16 protein-coding genes are annotated in these 16014 nt (G+C 42.1%); 15 read left to right on the top strand and 1 reads right to left on the bottom strand.

Annotated features, from left to right (window positions below):
- Positions 1 to 126 precede the first annotated feature (126 nt).
- Both BLS16_RS03875 and BLS16_RS03870 read left to right on the top strand, forming a co-directional pair.
- Positions 127 to 1554 (top strand): extracellular solute-binding protein, encoded by a 1428-nt coding sequence (locus tag BLS16_RS03875; RefSeq protein WP_092330177.1) that lies wholly within the window; start codon positions 127 to 129, stop codon positions 1552 to 1554.
- Entirely contained in the window at positions 1554 to 3674 is a 2121-nt protein-coding gene (locus BLS16_RS03870) for a diguanylate cyclase domain-containing protein (protein WP_092330174.1), read from the top strand. Before BLS16_RS03875 ends, BLS16_RS03870 begins: the two co-directional genes overlap by 1 nt.
- A gap of 207 nt (positions 3675 to 3881) precedes the next feature.
- Here the strand turns inward: BLS16_RS03870 and BLS16_RS03865 are convergent, their stop codons facing one another.
- Complete coding sequence (locus BLS16_RS03865; RefSeq protein WP_092330172.1) at positions 3882 to 4796, bottom strand: choline kinase family protein; 915 nt, start codon at positions 4794 to 4796, stop codon at positions 3882 to 3884.
- A gap of 510 nt (positions 4797 to 5306) precedes the next feature.
- On the opposite strand from BLS16_RS03865, the gene BLS16_RS03860 reads away from it, so the two are divergent.
- The 13 genes from BLS16_RS03860 (at position 5307) to BLS16_RS03800 (ending at position 15971) form a co-directional block, all read left to right on the top strand.
- Positions 5307 to 5606, top strand: coding sequence for a BMC domain-containing protein (locus tag BLS16_RS03860; RefSeq protein WP_014905110.1), 300 nt, complete (start codon positions 5307 to 5309; stop codon positions 5604 to 5606).
- Positions 5607 to 5633: 27 nt separating this feature from the next.
- Positions 5634 to 5924, top strand: a complete 291-nt coding sequence (locus BLS16_RS03855) for a BMC domain-containing protein (protein WP_014905109.1) — start codon at positions 5634 to 5636, stop codon at positions 5922 to 5924.
- A gap of 54 nt (positions 5925 to 5978) precedes the next feature.
- A complete protein-coding gene (locus BLS16_RS03850; RefSeq protein WP_092330169.1) occupies positions 5979 to 7460 on the top strand; it encodes an acetaldehyde dehydrogenase (acetylating) in 1482 nt (493 codons plus the stop codon).
- 54 nt (positions 7461 to 7514) lie between these two features.
- On the top strand, positions 7515 to 10058 hold the full coding sequence (gene cutC, locus BLS16_RS03845; RefSeq protein WP_092330167.1) for a choline trimethylamine-lyase: 2544 nt from the start codon (positions 7515 to 7517) through the stop codon (positions 10056 to 10058).
- A 61-nt stretch (positions 10059 to 10119) separates the two neighbouring features.
- A complete protein-coding gene (cutD, locus tag BLS16_RS03840) occupies positions 10120 to 11103 on the top strand; it encodes a choline TMA-lyase-activating enzyme (RefSeq protein ID WP_092330164.1) in 984 nt (327 codons plus the stop codon).
- A gap of 26 nt (positions 11104 to 11129) precedes the next feature.
- Positions 11130 to 11483, top strand: a complete 354-nt coding sequence (gene eutS / locus BLS16_RS03835) for an ethanolamine utilization microcompartment protein EutS (RefSeq protein ID WP_092330162.1) — start codon at positions 11130 to 11132, stop codon at positions 11481 to 11483.
- Positions 11480 to 11917 (top strand): EutP/PduV family microcompartment system protein, encoded by a 438-nt coding sequence (locus BLS16_RS03830; RefSeq protein WP_092330159.1) that lies wholly within the window; start codon positions 11480 to 11482, stop codon positions 11915 to 11917. Before eutS ends, BLS16_RS03830 begins: the two co-directional genes overlap by 4 nt.
- A 63-nt stretch (positions 11918 to 11980) precedes the next feature.
- Positions 11981 to 12652, top strand: a complete 672-nt coding sequence (locus BLS16_RS03825) for a cobalamin adenosyltransferase (RefSeq protein WP_092330157.1) — start codon at positions 11981 to 11983, stop codon at positions 12650 to 12652.
- Positions 12640 to 13482, top strand: coding sequence for an ethanolamine utilization protein EutJ (eutJ, locus tag BLS16_RS03820; RefSeq protein ID WP_092330156.1), 843 nt, complete (start codon positions 12640 to 12642; stop codon positions 13480 to 13482). The genes BLS16_RS03825 and eutJ overlap by 13 nt, the downstream gene beginning before the upstream one ends.
- A 19-nt stretch (positions 13483 to 13501) precedes the next feature.
- The gene (locus BLS16_RS03815) at positions 13502 to 13813 is read left to right on the top strand and encodes a BMC domain-containing protein (RefSeq protein ID WP_014905101.1); all 312 of its coding nucleotides are present in this window, start codon (positions 13502 to 13504) and stop codon (positions 13811 to 13813) included.
- Positions 13810 to 14070, top strand: a complete 261-nt coding sequence (locus BLS16_RS03810) for a EutN/CcmL family microcompartment protein (RefSeq protein ID WP_014905100.1) — start codon at positions 13810 to 13812, stop codon at positions 14068 to 14070. Before BLS16_RS03815 ends, BLS16_RS03810 begins: the two co-directional genes overlap by 4 nt.
- Before the next feature lie 21 nt (positions 14071 to 14091).
- Entirely contained in the window at positions 14092 to 15423 is a 1332-nt protein-coding gene (locus tag BLS16_RS03805; protein WP_092330153.1) for a 4Fe-4S dicluster domain-containing protein, read from the top strand.
- Positions 15423 to 15971, top strand: coding sequence for a BMC domain-containing protein (locus BLS16_RS03800; protein WP_092330148.1), 549 nt, complete (start codon positions 15423 to 15425; stop codon positions 15969 to 15971). Before BLS16_RS03805 ends, BLS16_RS03800 begins: the two co-directional genes overlap by 1 nt.
- Positions 15972 to 16014 lie beyond the last annotated feature (43 nt).

Below are 16014 nucleotides of genomic sequence, written 5' to 3'. Positions count from 1 at the left end.
CTTCGTCCATTTCCGGTGCCTCAAATCATATTTGGAATAAAAAGAATGATCTTGTAGAAAGGAGGTAGATTGAATGGTACAATATAGAAATAACCATGTGCGAAATAGATATAATGGGGGCTTCATATGAGGGGAAAAGGGCTGATTCTATTCGTAGTAGCAGCAATGTTGCTATTCCTTCCCGGGTGTAATCTCATTGATCATGACAAAGAACCACTAGATCCTTCGAAACCGGTTACAGTTATTGTATGGCATTATTACAATGGTCATATCAAGGATAAATTTGACGCCTTAGTTGCAGATTTTAACGAAACTGTCGGAGTGAAAAGAGGGATCGTCGTGGACGCACAAAGTTTAGGCGATGTAGAGCAACTTGCCAACGCAGTTTACGACGCTGCCAACAGAAATATCGGTTCCCAACGGTTACCGGATGTGTTTATGGCCTATCCTGACAATGCCTATCGAATCCAAATGGTTACAGAACTGGCAAACCTGGAGGAACTTTTCTCTAAAGAGGAATTAGAACGTTACAGAGAGGAATTTTTGAAGGAGGGGCGCTTGGGAAAAGAACAGCATTTGAAGATTCTCCCCATCGCCAAATCCTCTGAAATATTGTATGTTAACAAGACATTTTGGGACGAGTTTTCCCAAGAAACAGGTGCTGATATCCAAAAGTTGAAGACCTGGGAAGGCTTAATCGAGATTTCCAAATTGTATCGCGAACATACAGGTAAAGCATTTTTAGGTATTGATTCCAGCGCAAATTATATGCTTTTATCCGGAATGGAGTTGGGAACGGAAATCTACAGCTTTGAAGATGACTCAGTTCGCCTCAATTTTACTGAAGACGTGGCCAAGACTATCTGGGATTACTATTATATTCCTTACATAAAAGGTTATTTTGAAAAGAGTGGCCGTTTCAGCTCTGATGACGCAAAAACCGGCACTGTGCTGGCTTATACAGGTTCTACGGCTGGATCCGGTTACTTTCCCACGGAAGTGACGGTGCAACAGGATGAAGTTTACCCCATTGAACCTATGACATTGCCTTATCCTTATTTTAGCAAGGGTAAACCCTATGCTTTTCAGCAAGGTGCTGGGATGTGTGTGACTAAGAGTGACAAGGCCCATGAGTTTGCTGCCGGGGTCTTTCTGAAGTGGTTTACAGAACCCTCACAAAACATCGAGTTTGCAGTTGCCACAGGGTATTTCCCGGTTATGGATGAATCGTTAAATGGGAAACTGCTGCAGGAAGAACAGACTAAAATAGGTCCAAGCAATAGAGCTATCCCGGAGATGATAGACTCGACTCTCCAAATGTTTCAAACACACACCTTATATTTCAACAAACCCTTTAAGGGAAGCTATGAGATGCGATTGCTGCTAGAAAGTAATTTGTTTAATAAAATTACAAGGGATCTGGAATTGTTGGATAAACGTACCGCAAACGGAGAAGAGCGCACAAAAGTTATTGATTCTTTAGTTTCAGAATCCCAATTTGACAGATGGTATGAGCAAATAAAACAAGAAGGGTCTCTGATTTTGGGTGAGTGATGAAAGAAAAGCTTGTAATGAAGAAAATTGAGATAGATAAAAAATCAATATTATTTCGCATGACCAGTTTTGTTATTGTATTGATCGTCATTCAGGCAATTCTTTTGATAGGTACCTTGATAGCAGCAGGGGTTCTCAGTCAAGCCCAAGAGAATGCTTACCAGTCTTTTTATGATAAAGTTCACAATCGCAATGATACCGTACAAAGGGAAATGAAAAATCGCTGGACTAATATGACCCCCTTTATCAATAAGTTTTCCAGAAATCTTTCTGATACTTCATCGAGTAAGGCCTTTTTCGATGAATCCATTGACGAATTGATCAATATGTTGAGGACGACTCAGACCACGGGTGCCTTTATTATTTTAAAAGAAGAATCGGCTAAGTATCCGGCGCTGTACATTCGTGACTATGATCCACTTTGGAATGATTATACAAGTAAAGATTTATACCTGATTCTTGGACCTTCGGATTTGGCGAAAGATCAAAAAATCCCAATGGATCAATCTTGGAAATACGACATGAAATTCGATGAAAGTAACAGTGAGTTTTTTGAGAAGCCATTTTCTAAGGCTCCTCTAACCTTTAATGCCAACTTGTTGGGCTATTGGAGTCCCCCTTTTAACCTCTTTCCTAATGATTTGCCTATAATAACTTACACAATGCCACTTTTTGATGGGGATAACGTCTTACGAGGTATTATAGGTGTGGAAATATCTGTAAATTACTTTAATCAATTTTTACCCGCCATAGACTTGCAGCCCAGGGATTCAATGGGGTATTTGATCGGCTACAGCAATGCAGGAGCTAACAAAATTGAGCCGATTTTAATGGTTGGTGCATTACAAAAACGGATGATCAGAGCAGAGGAATCATTCGCCTTGACTGAAGTAGATAAGAATCGAAATATTTATCGTGTAGAAAATCACAATAGTGAAGAAAAGATATATGCTTGTCTGGAACGAATAAGACTTTACAAATTCAATACACCTTTTGAGCAAGAGTCTTGGTACTTAGTTGGCTTAATGACAGAAAATCATCTGCTCAATTATGTTCGTAAAATCCAACAAATCCTAGGAATGTCTCTATTGGCATCCATTGCAATAGGAATAGTTGGAGGGTATTTCATCAGCTATCGATTCACAAAACCAATAACTCAACTCGTTAAGCAGGTGCGAGAAAGCGCTAACAACAAAGCACTTAAACTTAATCCAACGGGGTTGACCGAAATTGATAGTTTGTCCAGCGCAATGGAAAATGCCAATAATCAATTGCTGGAGTCTACCGTCAAGATGTCAAAAATAATCGATCTGGCGGATTTTCCAATTGGTGTGTTTGAAATCAGATGCGATTCCAGCCATGTGTTTATGACGGATCAATTGCCATTAATTCTTGAAATTGACAGCGCTGTCATGGCTGAGATTATTCAAGACAAAGAGAAGTTTATAGGGCTTATTCAGCAAAAACTTAATAATCCAGAAAAAGAGGATGAGAATGTTTACCAAATAAGCACGGATCCCATTAAATACGTCAAGGTTAAGGTGGTAAAAAACGAAAATAGCACTATGGGTGTTGTAAGCGATGTAACGCAAGAGATTCTGGAGAAAAACAAGATCAAAATGGAACGGGATTATGATTCCCTGACCATGATATACAATAGAAAGGCAGTTCAACGCCGCATTGAGAACGTTATAGAAAGCGTCGGACAACAAGACACAGCAGCACTTATCATGTTTGATCTTGACTATCTTAAGCAAATCAATGACACTTATGGGCATCAATGGGGAGACTCATATATCAATAGAGCGGTATCACATCTTGCTAAAATAGGAGGAAAATCCAGTATTTTGGGGAGACGTTCCGGAGATGAATTTGTCCTGTTCTTATTTGGGTTTGAAAATAGGGAGGCTATAAGGATGGAGATGGATAACTTTTACCGGGGCTTGACTAAAGATTTACTCGCTTTTCCAGACGGTTCCCTTAAGCCGATAACGATTTCCGGCGGACTTTTATGGATTGAAGACTGGACCCTTAAGTACGATGACCTTCTGAACAAAGCTGATCAAATTTTGTATCAAGCAAAAAGTAAAAATAAAGGATTTTATATTGAGAGCGCCTAAACAGGCGCTCTTATCTTGTATGAATTTAAGACACTCACTTCTTGTGGAAGTTCTTTATTCTGCTTCAGCGGGTTACTTGAATAATAATCCTTACCCTACTGTTCATTTTTCTCTGTGAGTAAGGTCAAAATCGACACCAGTGTCGAATTTGACAAGCATGTAGCGGCCCCATCTGATATTAAGTTCAATAAGAATTGGCCCAATGTTTTAACCCGTAACCATACTCGCTATAGAGCACTGGGGAGATTGTTTGACGAGTTTGATATTTTTGCGAAAGCGTTCATACCTAAAACAGCAGTATTCCAGAAAATCTTCGCCGTTGTAATGTCTGATTAAGGCCCAAACTGTCCAAAGTAAATCTTGGGCCATCATAAAGCCTTTTATTTTAAGCTCATCCATTGTGGTAAGTGGATAGCCAAAGTAGTTTTTGACTAAATATTGGATGGCTTCTTCGTTTAGTTTTGATTCAAGAATATAGGCTGCTACATCCCAGCAAGGATCGTTCATTCCAGAATATTCCCAGTCTACTAGATACGTCCGGCCATTGTCATCCATAATAAAGTTTTCCGGTACTGTGTCATTGTGACATGGCACAAGAATTGTACTTTCTATATTTTTTTGGACAAAGAAGATTAGCTGCTCCTTTAAGTCTTGATAGTCAAAGAAAAAACTCCCATGTAATTGCTGGATAATCCCTTCGTACTTAGAAAGCTCCTCTTGCCACTCAAAATGATTTGCAAAACCCTTGGGGAAGGAATGTATTTTTTTCATGATGTCGCACACTGATTCTAAATTATGAAAAGAACCGGGATCAGCCTGTGCCATATTGCAACTGTTCTTGATATAGATGCTTATCTTAATTCCGCTTGATTCATCAAAATAAATGCAATCAGAGTTCACACCTAACTCTGAGGCAATATGGTTATTGACCCTTTCAATCTTACGATCAATAATTTGTTCGGTCATGCGGCCAGGCTGCCGGATAACATATTCGATACCATTAATAACCATTATATAATTATAGTTTGTAAGCCCACCGGCAAATCTTGATTTGTCGAACACAATTCTTTCGTCGTGAAAAGCCTGTCGCAGCTTTTCTTGAACCAGTTCTTCCATTTCCATACATATCTCCACCAAGCTTAATTGAACTTGGATTTTGTGATTATTTGTAATTAACTTTAGCAAAAAAAAATAACAAAATCAATGCATTTGGAATGTTGTATTCCTATGGTTAAATGGAGCTAGTTAAATTTGAATTGTACATGAGTTGAAGTAAGCAGTAAAGCAATTTTTGTAATTGGCTTTACTGCTTTTTTAAATCACAATTTTCAAGTATTGATGCTAATTGTACGCCAGGTCATAAGGATAGTTCTTATGTAACCTTTTCATTACATTGACACAGGGATACTTGAAATATGACAGGTCAATCCAAGAATATTAGTCAATAAAGTGCAAAAAACACTCTTTAGTCCAATAAAATATTTTTGCTGGATATAATAATGCAATTAGACATATTGATTCTTCAAAAAAATAATATGCCTATGAGATATTATAAAAGTACATAATTTGTTGAAAAAGACAATAATGCGACAATCCTTGAGCGTTAAATTATAGAAAAGTGGGGTTGTTTCGATGAAATACTTTGGGGAAGAAGCACTAGGTCTTGTGGAAACGAGAGGTATGGTGCCGGCAATTCAAGCAGCGGATGTTATGTGTAAAGCAGCTGATGTTGTTCTTGTTTCCTATGAAAATGTGGGTTCGGGACTTGTTACAGTAATGGTTAAAGGGAGCGTAGCAGCAGTGAGATCGGCTGTAGAAAGTGGTGCAGCGGCAGCAGCAGCCATAGGTGAAGTGACAGCCTCCCATGTGATGCCACGTCCCGTCAGTCGGGTCGGCAAGATTGTTTCGGTTCATGATATTGATGAAGAGTGATCATTGATTTTTGAAAGGGGAGTCCGCGTGGACACAAATGGTGCCTTAGGGTTCATAGAAACGTATGGCCTGGTTTCGGTGCTGGAGGCGGCAGATGCAATGTGCAAAGCTGCAGATGTGGAATTGGTCGGATATGAGAATGTGGCTTCCGGTTTGATTTCTGTAGTAATTCGTGGCGATGTGGGAGCAGTGAAAGCAGCAGTCGAGGCCGGCGTTAAAGAAGCTAGCAAAGTCGGAAAAATCTATTCCTCGAATGTCATTGCCAGGCCACACCCAGACGTTGAGAAAATTATCGCCAGATATGTTCTTGATTGGTAAAAAGGGCACTTAAGCATTATAATTCGGCGGTTGGAAAGGGGAGTGATTGAAACTATGAATAGAATAGACAACGATTTGCTCTCCGTCCAAGAGGCTCGGATTCTTGTGGAAAATGCCCGTGAGGCTCAAAAGATACTGGCAACTTTCTCTCAGGAAATGCTGGACAAAATTGTCGGTCATATGGCTGAGACGGTGAATAAATATGCGAGAGAACTGGCAGTTCTGTCACAGGAAGAAACAGGCTTTGGCAAGTGGCCGGACAAGCTAGTTAAGAATATTTTTGCCAGTGATTTTCTCTATCAGAAGATCAAGGATATGAAAGTTGTCGGTATTATTAGTGAAGACAAAGAAAATAAGACCATAGATATAGGCGTACCTGTTGGAGTGATTGCAGCCTTGCCACCTTCTACAAACCCTGCTTCAACTACAATATACAAAACCTTGATTGCCATAAAGTCTGGCAATGCAATTGTTTTTGCACCTCATCCCAAGGCCAAAAAAACCATCGCCAAGGTGCTGGATATATTAATTCGAGCCGCAGAGGAGAAGGGTTTGCCAAGCGGTGCCATAGGGTATCTGCGAACGATTGCAGTGGACGGAACAGTTGCTTTAATGAACCACAAAGATACAGCGCTTATCCTGATTACAGGTGTGCCCAAGATGGTCAAAGCAGCATATACCTCCGGAAAGCCAACGATTTATGGCGGCCCGGGTAATGGACCTGCTTTTATTGAACGTTCCGCAGATATTAAAAAGGCAGTGGCAGATATTGTCCTTAGCAGAACTTTTGATAACGGAATCGTCTCAGCATCGGAACAATCTATTGTGGCGGAAGACTGTATTGCCGATGAAGTAAGGCGTGAACTGAAGAAAACCGGGGCATACTTTATGACCGGCCAGGAGGCAGAACAACTTAGTAAGCTGTTTTTTCGGCCTGATGACAGTTTGAATCCTGAAATAGTAGGAAAGACCGCTGTTGAGTTAGCTGGTCATATCGGTATCTGCGTTCCGGAAGATACTAAAGTGTTAGTTTCGGAACAAAAATTTGTCTCTTCCAGCAATCCATATTCAAGAGAAAAGCTTTGTCCGGTTTTGGCATTTTACGTAGAAAAGGATTGGATGAACGCTTGTGAAAAATGCGTAGAATTGCTTGTTAATGAGGGTCGGGGACATACTCTGATTATTCATTCTAGAAATGAAGAGGTAATTCGGGAGTTTGCCTTAAAAAAACCGGTATCAAGAGTGCTCGTGAATACTCCTGCCACCTTAGGCGGGATAGGAGCGACAACCAATCTCTTCCCGGCCTTAACCTTAGGTTCTGGAGCAGCGGGCGGGGGGTACACTTCCGATAATGTAACTCCAATGAACTTAATTAATATTCGAAAAGTCGGTTATGGTGTACGTCAGCTAGAGGATATAACCAATGGCACACAGGTGGGTAAAGACGCTAAAGTAAGTGAGACTAGTTGTTTGCCTGATCAGAGTTCCAATGATCTGGTGGGACTGCTCGAAAAATTACTTAAGCAACTCACCTAAGCTAAAGAAAAATAGACACTTACCTGTTTATAACGTAAGAGGGAGGAATAAACGTTGGATATAAAAGAGTTCTCAACTAAATTTGCAGATGCCACAAAACACTTGTCACAAGATGAAAAAGCTCTGGTTATGAAACTGTTTGAGGGTATTTCCAAGGGGCTGGCCACACACCCTGCAACAACTAACAGTGTGACAAAATCCCCAGTCTATGAAGGGGAAATTACAGGGTTAACCCCTCGTTTAGAACGACTAAAAGCAGCTTATTTAAAAGTTAAGCCCAGTGTCAGTACCTATCGGGCCCGGGCTTTTACCCAAGTAACTAAAGAAAATGCAGGGTTGCCAAAAATTCTCCTGCGGGCTAAGTGCTTTAGAAAGGCTTGTGAGACAGCTCCCTTGGTGATTCAAAATGATGAATTGATTGTGGGTCATCCCTGTGGAAAAGCGAGAGCGGGTGCAGTATCTCCGGATATCGCCTGGCGCTGGATTCGGGATGAATTGGACACCATGTCAACCCGGCCGCAAGATCCCTTTCAAATCAGTGAAGAAGATAAGCGGATTTTGAAGGAAGAGATCTTCCCCTACTGGGAAGGCAGAAGCTTAGATGAAATATGTCAGCAACAATATGAAGAAGCCGGAGTGTGGTCTTTTTCGGGGGAATCCTTCGTCAGTGATCTCTCTTACCACCAGGTAAATGGCGGTGGGGACACTTGCCCGGGTTATGATGTCATACTCGTTAAAAAAGGGATTAATGGAGTAAGACAGGAAGCCGTTGACAAATTGAGCAAATTGTCCATGGAAAATCCAGAGGACATTGATAAGATTTATTTCTATAAAGCAGAGATCGAAACTTGCGATGGAATTTTGGCCTATGCTAAACGGCTGTCGGATTATGCCAGAGAGCTGGCAGGCAGAGAGTATGACTCAGCTCGACAAAAAGAACTTTACAAGATTTCTGATATTTTAACCCGGGTACCGGCTAATCCTCCCAGTACCTTCCAGGAAGCACTTCAGTCAGTCTGGACGCTGGAATCCTTGTTTGTAGTGGAAGAAAACCAGACTGGTATTTCTCTCGGCCGTTTAGATCAATACATCTACCCCATGTTCAAGGCCGATATGGAAGCCGGCAGAATGAATAAACTCGAAGCCTTTGAGTTAATAAGCAGCTTTATTATCAAATGCTCGGAAGTCATGTGGCTTTCCAGTGAATTGGGTGCTAAATATTTCGCCGGCTATCAACCGTTTATCAACTTGACGATTGGCGGACAGAAGAGAACCGGTGGGGACGCAACTAATGAACTGACCTATCTGATCATGGATGCAGTTCGATTTACCAAGATGTATCAACCCTCTTTAGCTTGTCGGATTCATAATAAATCCCCCCAAGAATATTTGAAGAAAATCGTTGATGTGGTTAAAGCAGGACTTGGCTTCCCTGCCTGTCACTTTGATGATACTCATATAAAAATGATGCTAGCCAAAGGGTTCTCTATTGAAGACTCACGCGATTATTGTCTCATGGGATGTGTTGAACCCCAAAAATCCGGCAGAATTTATCAATGGACATCCACAGGCTACACTCAATGGCCCATTGCCATAGAATTTGTTCTCAACCGCGGTATGATGAAATGGCATGGCACCATGCAAGGAATTGACTCAGGAGAACTGGACGATATCAAGACCTACGAAGAATTTGATGCTGCCTGCAAGCAACAGCTTGAGCATATTATTCGTTTGTCTGCCATCGGAACTATTGTTAGTCAGAGAGTACACCGAGACCTGGCCCCCAAACCGCTGATGTCTCTCTTGGTAGAAGGCTGTATGGAAAAAGGAACCGATGTTACCCACGGCGGAGCTCTCATTAATTATGGCCCGGGACTTATCTTCTCCGGTTTGGGAACCTACGCTGATTCTATGGCTGCAATTAAGAAGTTAGTTTTTGAAGATAAGAAGTATACACTGAAACAAATCAGGGATGCAGTAGGAGCGAATTTCGATGGGTACGAAGCCATTCGGACAGATTGTCTTAATGCCCCTAAATACGGGAATGACGATGACTATGTTGATGAAATAGCCTCAGATATCATCATCTGGACAGAGCGGGTTCATCACACCTTTAAAATGCTCTATTCTCACTTGACTCATGGTACGCTCTCTATTTCCAATAACACGCCCATCGGAGAAATCACCGGGGCGACAGCTAATGGAAGACTGGCGTGGACACCTCTCTCAGACGGAATCAGCCCGACACAGGGGGCGGACAAATTGGGTCCAACGGCTATCATTAAATCGGTCAGTAAGCTGAGCAACGAATCCATGAATGTGGGTATGGTGCACAACTTCAAGCTACTGCGAGGCATTCTGGAAACCCCTGAAGGAGAAAATGGCTTAATCACCTTACTACGAACAGCTTCTATCCTCGGTAATGGTCAAATGCAGTTCAGCTATGTGGACAACGAAGTCTTAAAGAAGGCCCAAATTGAACCGGACAAGTATAGAGACTTAATTATTCGTGTCGCCGGATACAGCGCTTACTTCGTGGAACTGTGCAAGGAAGTACAGGACGAAATAATCAGCAGAACCGTCTTAGAGCATTTTTAATTCGATTTAGACAAAGACCTTAATGAGCCGGAAGATGGAGAATACTAGGGATGGGGACATTATGAGTACAGAAACCATTAAAATCTTGGAAAGAAAAGCGAGAATCTTCAATGTCCAGAAATACTCCATCTATGATGGACCGGGCGTTAGAACATTAATTTTTTTCAAAGGCTGTCCCCTCAGATGTAAATGGTGTTCAAACCCTGAGGGACTTGAAAGAAAGTATCAAGTCATGTTCAAAGAGGATCTTTGCATTGATTGTGGCCTCTGTATTACTGATTGTCCCGTCCAAATCCATTATTTTCAGGACGAAGAAGAGAAGCTGCGACAACCTAAACCTAAAACAACCAGGCATAGAGTAAATCGGAGCATTGATTGTATCGGTTGCCGAAAATGCGAAACAGTCTGTCCTAAACAGGCACTCTCCATTGTCGGTTCGGACAAAACAATTTCTGAAGTTCTGGAGATCATCCAGCAAGATATGCTCTTCTACCTGAGTTCAGGTGGAGGAGTGACTCTTGGGGGAGGGGAAGTCACAGCCCAACCGGAATTTGCCACCAACCTCCTAACTGAGTGCAAGCGTTTAGGTATTCACACAGCCATTGAAACCTCAGGCTATGTAAAACAGGATTCTCTGCTTAAGATAGCTCAGTTTACGGATTTGTTTCTCTATGATATTAAGCACATTGATTCTGATCGGCATCATGAACTTACCGGAGTACGTAATGAACGTATCCTGGACAACCTAAGAGAGCTCGTACGCCGAGGTTTTAATGTGAAAGTCAGGATGCCTCTCCTTAAGGGATTAAATGATAGTGAAGAAACCATCCTCAAAACCTTGGAGTATCTAAAGCCCTTTAGAAATTATAGGAACTTTCAAGGTGTCGACTTGCTCCCTTATCATAAATTAGGGATCAACAAATACAAGCAATTAGACATGAACTATTCGATTACCGAAGATTTTAGCTACAAACCGGAAGAATTAGATAAAATCGAAGAGTTAATCAAAGGGTATGACTTTCAGGTGGAAGTTATTAGACATTAATGATGATACCGGACAGGAGGGATAATATGAGTATGGCCGATGAGTTTGACAGAAAACGAATTATCCAAGAATCTGTACCAGGCAAGCAAGTCACTCTGGCTCACATCATAGCATCACCTGTTCAAGATATTTATGAACGTCTGGGAATTGAGGAAACAGGAGCCATCGGGATATCAACCCTTACTCCAGGCGAGACGGCTATTATAGCTGCAGACATTGCCACAAAGGCCTCTGATGTAGAGATAGGTTTTCTGGATCGTTTTACAGGTGCCCTGATTATTTCCGGTGATGTAGCAAGTGTTGAAACAGCAATGGGTGCGATTAATGATACTTTAGAAACTTTGTTGGGCTTTACCCCGGCCAGAATTACACGCACATGAAGAAGCGAATTATGATCGTAGGTCCAACCCAATCCGGAAAATCCACTTTAGCCAATGTTTTAAACGAATCCAGCAGGCCTCTAAAAAAGACCCAGGACATTATCTACGGAAAAAACACCATTGATACACCGAGCTCCTATTTAGAAAACCCTTCGATGTACAAATACCTAATTGCCACTGCCCAAACCGCATCTCATTTACTGATTCTTGTTGATCAATCTAAATTACTTGAAGTATATCCCCCGGCTTTTGCTAAATCATTTAACTGTCCTGTACTTGGAGTGATTACAAAGATCGATTTGGCTCAGGAATTTGCCGATTTGAGTATTCAACAGTTGAAAAGAATTGGGGTTAAGGAACCTTATTTCAGAATTTCTTTAAAAGACAATAACGGCGTTGAAGCCTTGAAACAATATATATTTTCTGAATTCTAGTTTGAAGAAATGATAGTCCGGGAGATTTACCCCAAAGAGATTTAAGGAAGGTGAGGTGAGGCAATGAAATTTATCACAGAGATGGAACTGCGAGATTTATACAGACGAGAGCCCTTTACAACTTATTCTCTGGAACCGGATACCAAGATTACACCCGGAGCTCGTCAATTTCTTGTGGATCGACGTGTCACGCTGGTTCAGAGTCAGGCAAATGTTGACAAGAAACAAACTAGCGACAAGTCCAACCAGGCACAATCAAGGGAAAGTTGGACGATCCTTAGATTGTTAGGCAAAATAGATTGTCTGGAGTCGTTATTTCTGCTAATCGCCGCAGAACTATTCCATTTCGGAAATGCTATCCTGTCTGAGGAAGTCATAGAACTGGGAAAATGCTTCCAAAATGTGAAAAAGGCTGAACGAGGGCAGATTACCTCGGACAAAATTCAATTCTGGGGATGGTCGGAAGAAGAAATTAACGAACGCTCCGCTAAGCTGGAAAAGCAAGTTGACCTTAGTGAGTTTCAGGTTGGATCGGAGAATAGCAAAGAAATTGCTCTGTTAAACTACTTGCGCGCCTCCCTACGAGAGATCGAACCAGCAATCTTAGAAGCCTACTGGAACGAGGAAAAGCAAAACTGCTCACGACAAGACTTAATTGATTCAGTTAATCTGATCATTAACATACTCGGTATGATGATCTGGAAATGCTTGGGGGGGAAGAAATGGATACAGTAAATTCAACCTTTCTATACTGCGACCAGCTTGTTAGTGATTTTGAGAAAGTTATTGAAACACCCATAATCAACAATTCCTCAGTTTATTACACAGGTGTTGATTTGGGAACAGCCTATATCGTATTGGCTGTACTTGATGAGAATTATCAGCCGGTTGCAGGGGCATATCGCTTTGCCAGTGTGGTTAAAGATGGCATGGTGGTAGACTATATAGGTGCTATTCGCATCGTCAAAGAGTTAAAACAAGAAATCGAAGAGAAACTTGGCACGGAACTGATTTATGCAGCAGCAGCCCTGCCCCCAGGAACTGATACCTTAGACTCAGGAGCCATTAAAAATGTGGTACAGGCGGCTGGTTTTGAAATTACCAATATATTAGATGAACCGACAGCAGCTAACGCCGTACTAAAAATTAAAGATGGTGCGATTATTGATATTGGTGGGGGGACCACAGGGATTGCCATCTTGAAAAATGGCAAAGTGATTTACGTTGCTGATGAGCCGACAGGTGGTACTCATTTTTCCCTGGTCATTTCCGGAGCCTACAAAATGAGCTTTGACGAAGCAGATGTCTATAAACGTGATTTTAAAAACCATAGAGAATTAATTCCGGTAATCCGACCGGTTATAGAAAAAGTCTCAACCATTATCAGTCGTCACATTAAAAAATACTCCGTAAAGGAACTATATCTGGTAGGCGGCACCTGTTGTTTGGAGGGAATTGAAGATATCATTGCCAAACAAACTAAACTTCCCACCTATAAGCCTCAGAATCCTATGTTTGTAACCCCTTTGGGGATTGCCCTTAACTGCACGCAAGAAGAACTATAGGCAGGAGTGAGGTTTAACCATGGAATACCGAATTATCAAATCCCCGTCCAGTGGTACCTTAGATATTCTCTTTCGTCGCAAAGGCTCCGCTTCAACAATCCCTATTGAGAACTATGATGCTGTGGGGTTGGTACAGGGTCGTCTGATTGATATGGTTTTTGCCGCTGATGTTGCGGAAAAGGCAGCCGGCGTTACAGTTGAAGACATCAAAGGGCATTGTCCCCAGAATCTGATAATGATTGCTATCTTTGGAGATACGGCATCGGTAGAAGCCGCCATTAATGAGATTCAATATAAATTAAATAAAGATAAAGTCGGTGAAATTCGATGATTGCAGCCAAAGTAATTGATAGTATATGGTCGACGCGCAAAGCCGATTCCCTCATAGGTCTGAAATTCATGTTGATAGAAGTCCTGGGCGGAATTGATGCCGGACGGATCATGATAGCTGCCGACACCATCGGTGCCGGCATAGGAGAGCGAGTGCTTGTTTGTAACGGCAGTTCAGCCCGTAAAATGTTTGACCGTGAGGATATTCCCATTGATTCCGCAATTGTAGGAATTATCGACGAAGACTGTACGTTTTAATGAAACCGGAGGTGGTAGACGTTGGATCTACTAAACATTGTTAAGGATGCAGGGGTTATTGGGGCGGGAGGAGCCGGATTTCCGACTCACGCTAAACTAACTTCTAAAGCTGAATATATTTTGCTTAATGGAGCTGAATGTGAACCTCTGCTAAGAGTGGATCAGCAGCTGATGGAGATGTTTCCTGATCAAATCATTAAAGGAATGGAAGCAGCTGGGAAATACATCGAAGCTCGCAAAGCCATTATTGGTATAAAAGGCAAACACAAAAAGGTTATAGTTCTCATGAGAGAAAGAATTGCTGCTTTGGGACTTTCCAATTACATGGAAGTTATGGAACTAAGAGATATTTATCCCGCCGGCGATGAGCAGGTTTTAGTTCATGAACTGACTCAAAGAATTGTTCCGGAAGTGTCTATTCCTCTGAAAGTCGGCTGTGTCGTTATCAATTCGGAGACGGCCCTCAATATCTGGAACGCTTTGGAAGGAAAACCCGTAACAGAAACCTACATTACTGTGGCTGGGGATATCCCCCAGCGCATGACCCTAAAAGTTCCGGTGGGTACGGCTATCCGTGATGTTATCGAACAATGTGGGGTTAAAAACCTGGATGACTATGCCGTAATAGACGGCGGTCCTATGATGGGCTCGGTCATGAACAATATTGATGGTTATGTCACTAAAAAAAGCAAAGGCTATGTAATTCTCAAGAAAGACCACTTTCTGATCCGTAAAAAAACCGTAAGCCTTGAGCGAGCCAGAGTAATAGGCAAAACGGCCTGTGAACAATGTCGTATGTGTACTGATTTGTGCCCTCGATATTTGCTGGGTCATAATATGCAGCCTCATAAAGTCATGCGAGCCCTAAGTTACAATCTAGAGGATGTCAAAGAACAACAAATTGCTCAATTGTGTTGCGAATGCAATGCCTGTGAATTGTACTCCTGTCCCGTCAATCTACATCCCAGATCCGTCAATAGTTTGTACAAGCAAAAGCTGGCAGAACAAGGGATCAAGTATCAGCCTGTTCAGATGGATTTCCAAGCCAGGTCTAGCAGAGAATACCGCCTTATCCCAAGCAAACGTTTAATTATCAAAATCGGCTTAACAGCTTTCGATAAGCCGGCACCTCTGACTCAGGTTGAATTTCGGCCGAAAACCATTCGGATTGCCCTTCGACAACACATTGGGGCAGCGGCAATACCTACCGTCGCAGTTGGCGAAAAGGTAAAAGCCGGACAGCTTATCGGTAAAATCCCGGATGGCAGTCTCGGAGCAACGGTTCACGCTAGCTTAAACGGAACTGTGAAAGAAATTAAGGACAATTCTATTTTGATAAAGGTGGGTTCGTAATGTATAGTGCAATAGGTATGATTGAGCTTACGAGTATTGCCAGAGGGATAAATGCCACAGACTTGATGCTTAAAACTGCCTACGTTGAAGTGGTTAGTGCAACCCCCGTTTGTCCCGGCAAGTATATCGCTATCATTAAAGGGGATGTTGCTGCCGTGGAAAGCTCAATCAGTGTCGGCGTAGAAACCGCAGGAGAATATCTGGTAGACAGCTTTGTTCTTGCTAATGTTCATCCGGGGGTCTTTCCTGCCATTACTGCAACGTCAATGCCTGATAGAGTAGGGGCTTTGGGAATTATGGAATGCTTTTCAATGGCCTCCATGATCATCTCAGCTGATGCAGCCCTCAAAGCTGCCGATGTCCAAGCTCTGGAGCTGCGTTTAGGCAGCGGGCTGGGGGGCAAAGCTTACTTCACCTTTACCGGAGATGTAGGTGCCGTAGAAGCAAGCATCGAAGCCGGAAAGGCTATCGCCATGGAAAAAGGCTTGTTAGTGGATACAGAAATAATCCCTGCGCCCTCCGACAGATTATGGGAATCCTTGTTCTAATAAAAGCTAATCCCATAACTTCTATAAATAATTCTAGCGAAAG

Source organism: Desulfosporosinus hippei DSM 8344 (genome assembly GCF_900100785.1).
Classification (GTDB): Bacteria; Bacillota; Desulfitobacteriia; order Desulfitobacteriales; family Desulfitobacteriaceae; genus Desulfosporosinus; species Desulfosporosinus hippei.
This window is presented reverse-complemented; position numbering and strand designations above follow the sequence as displayed.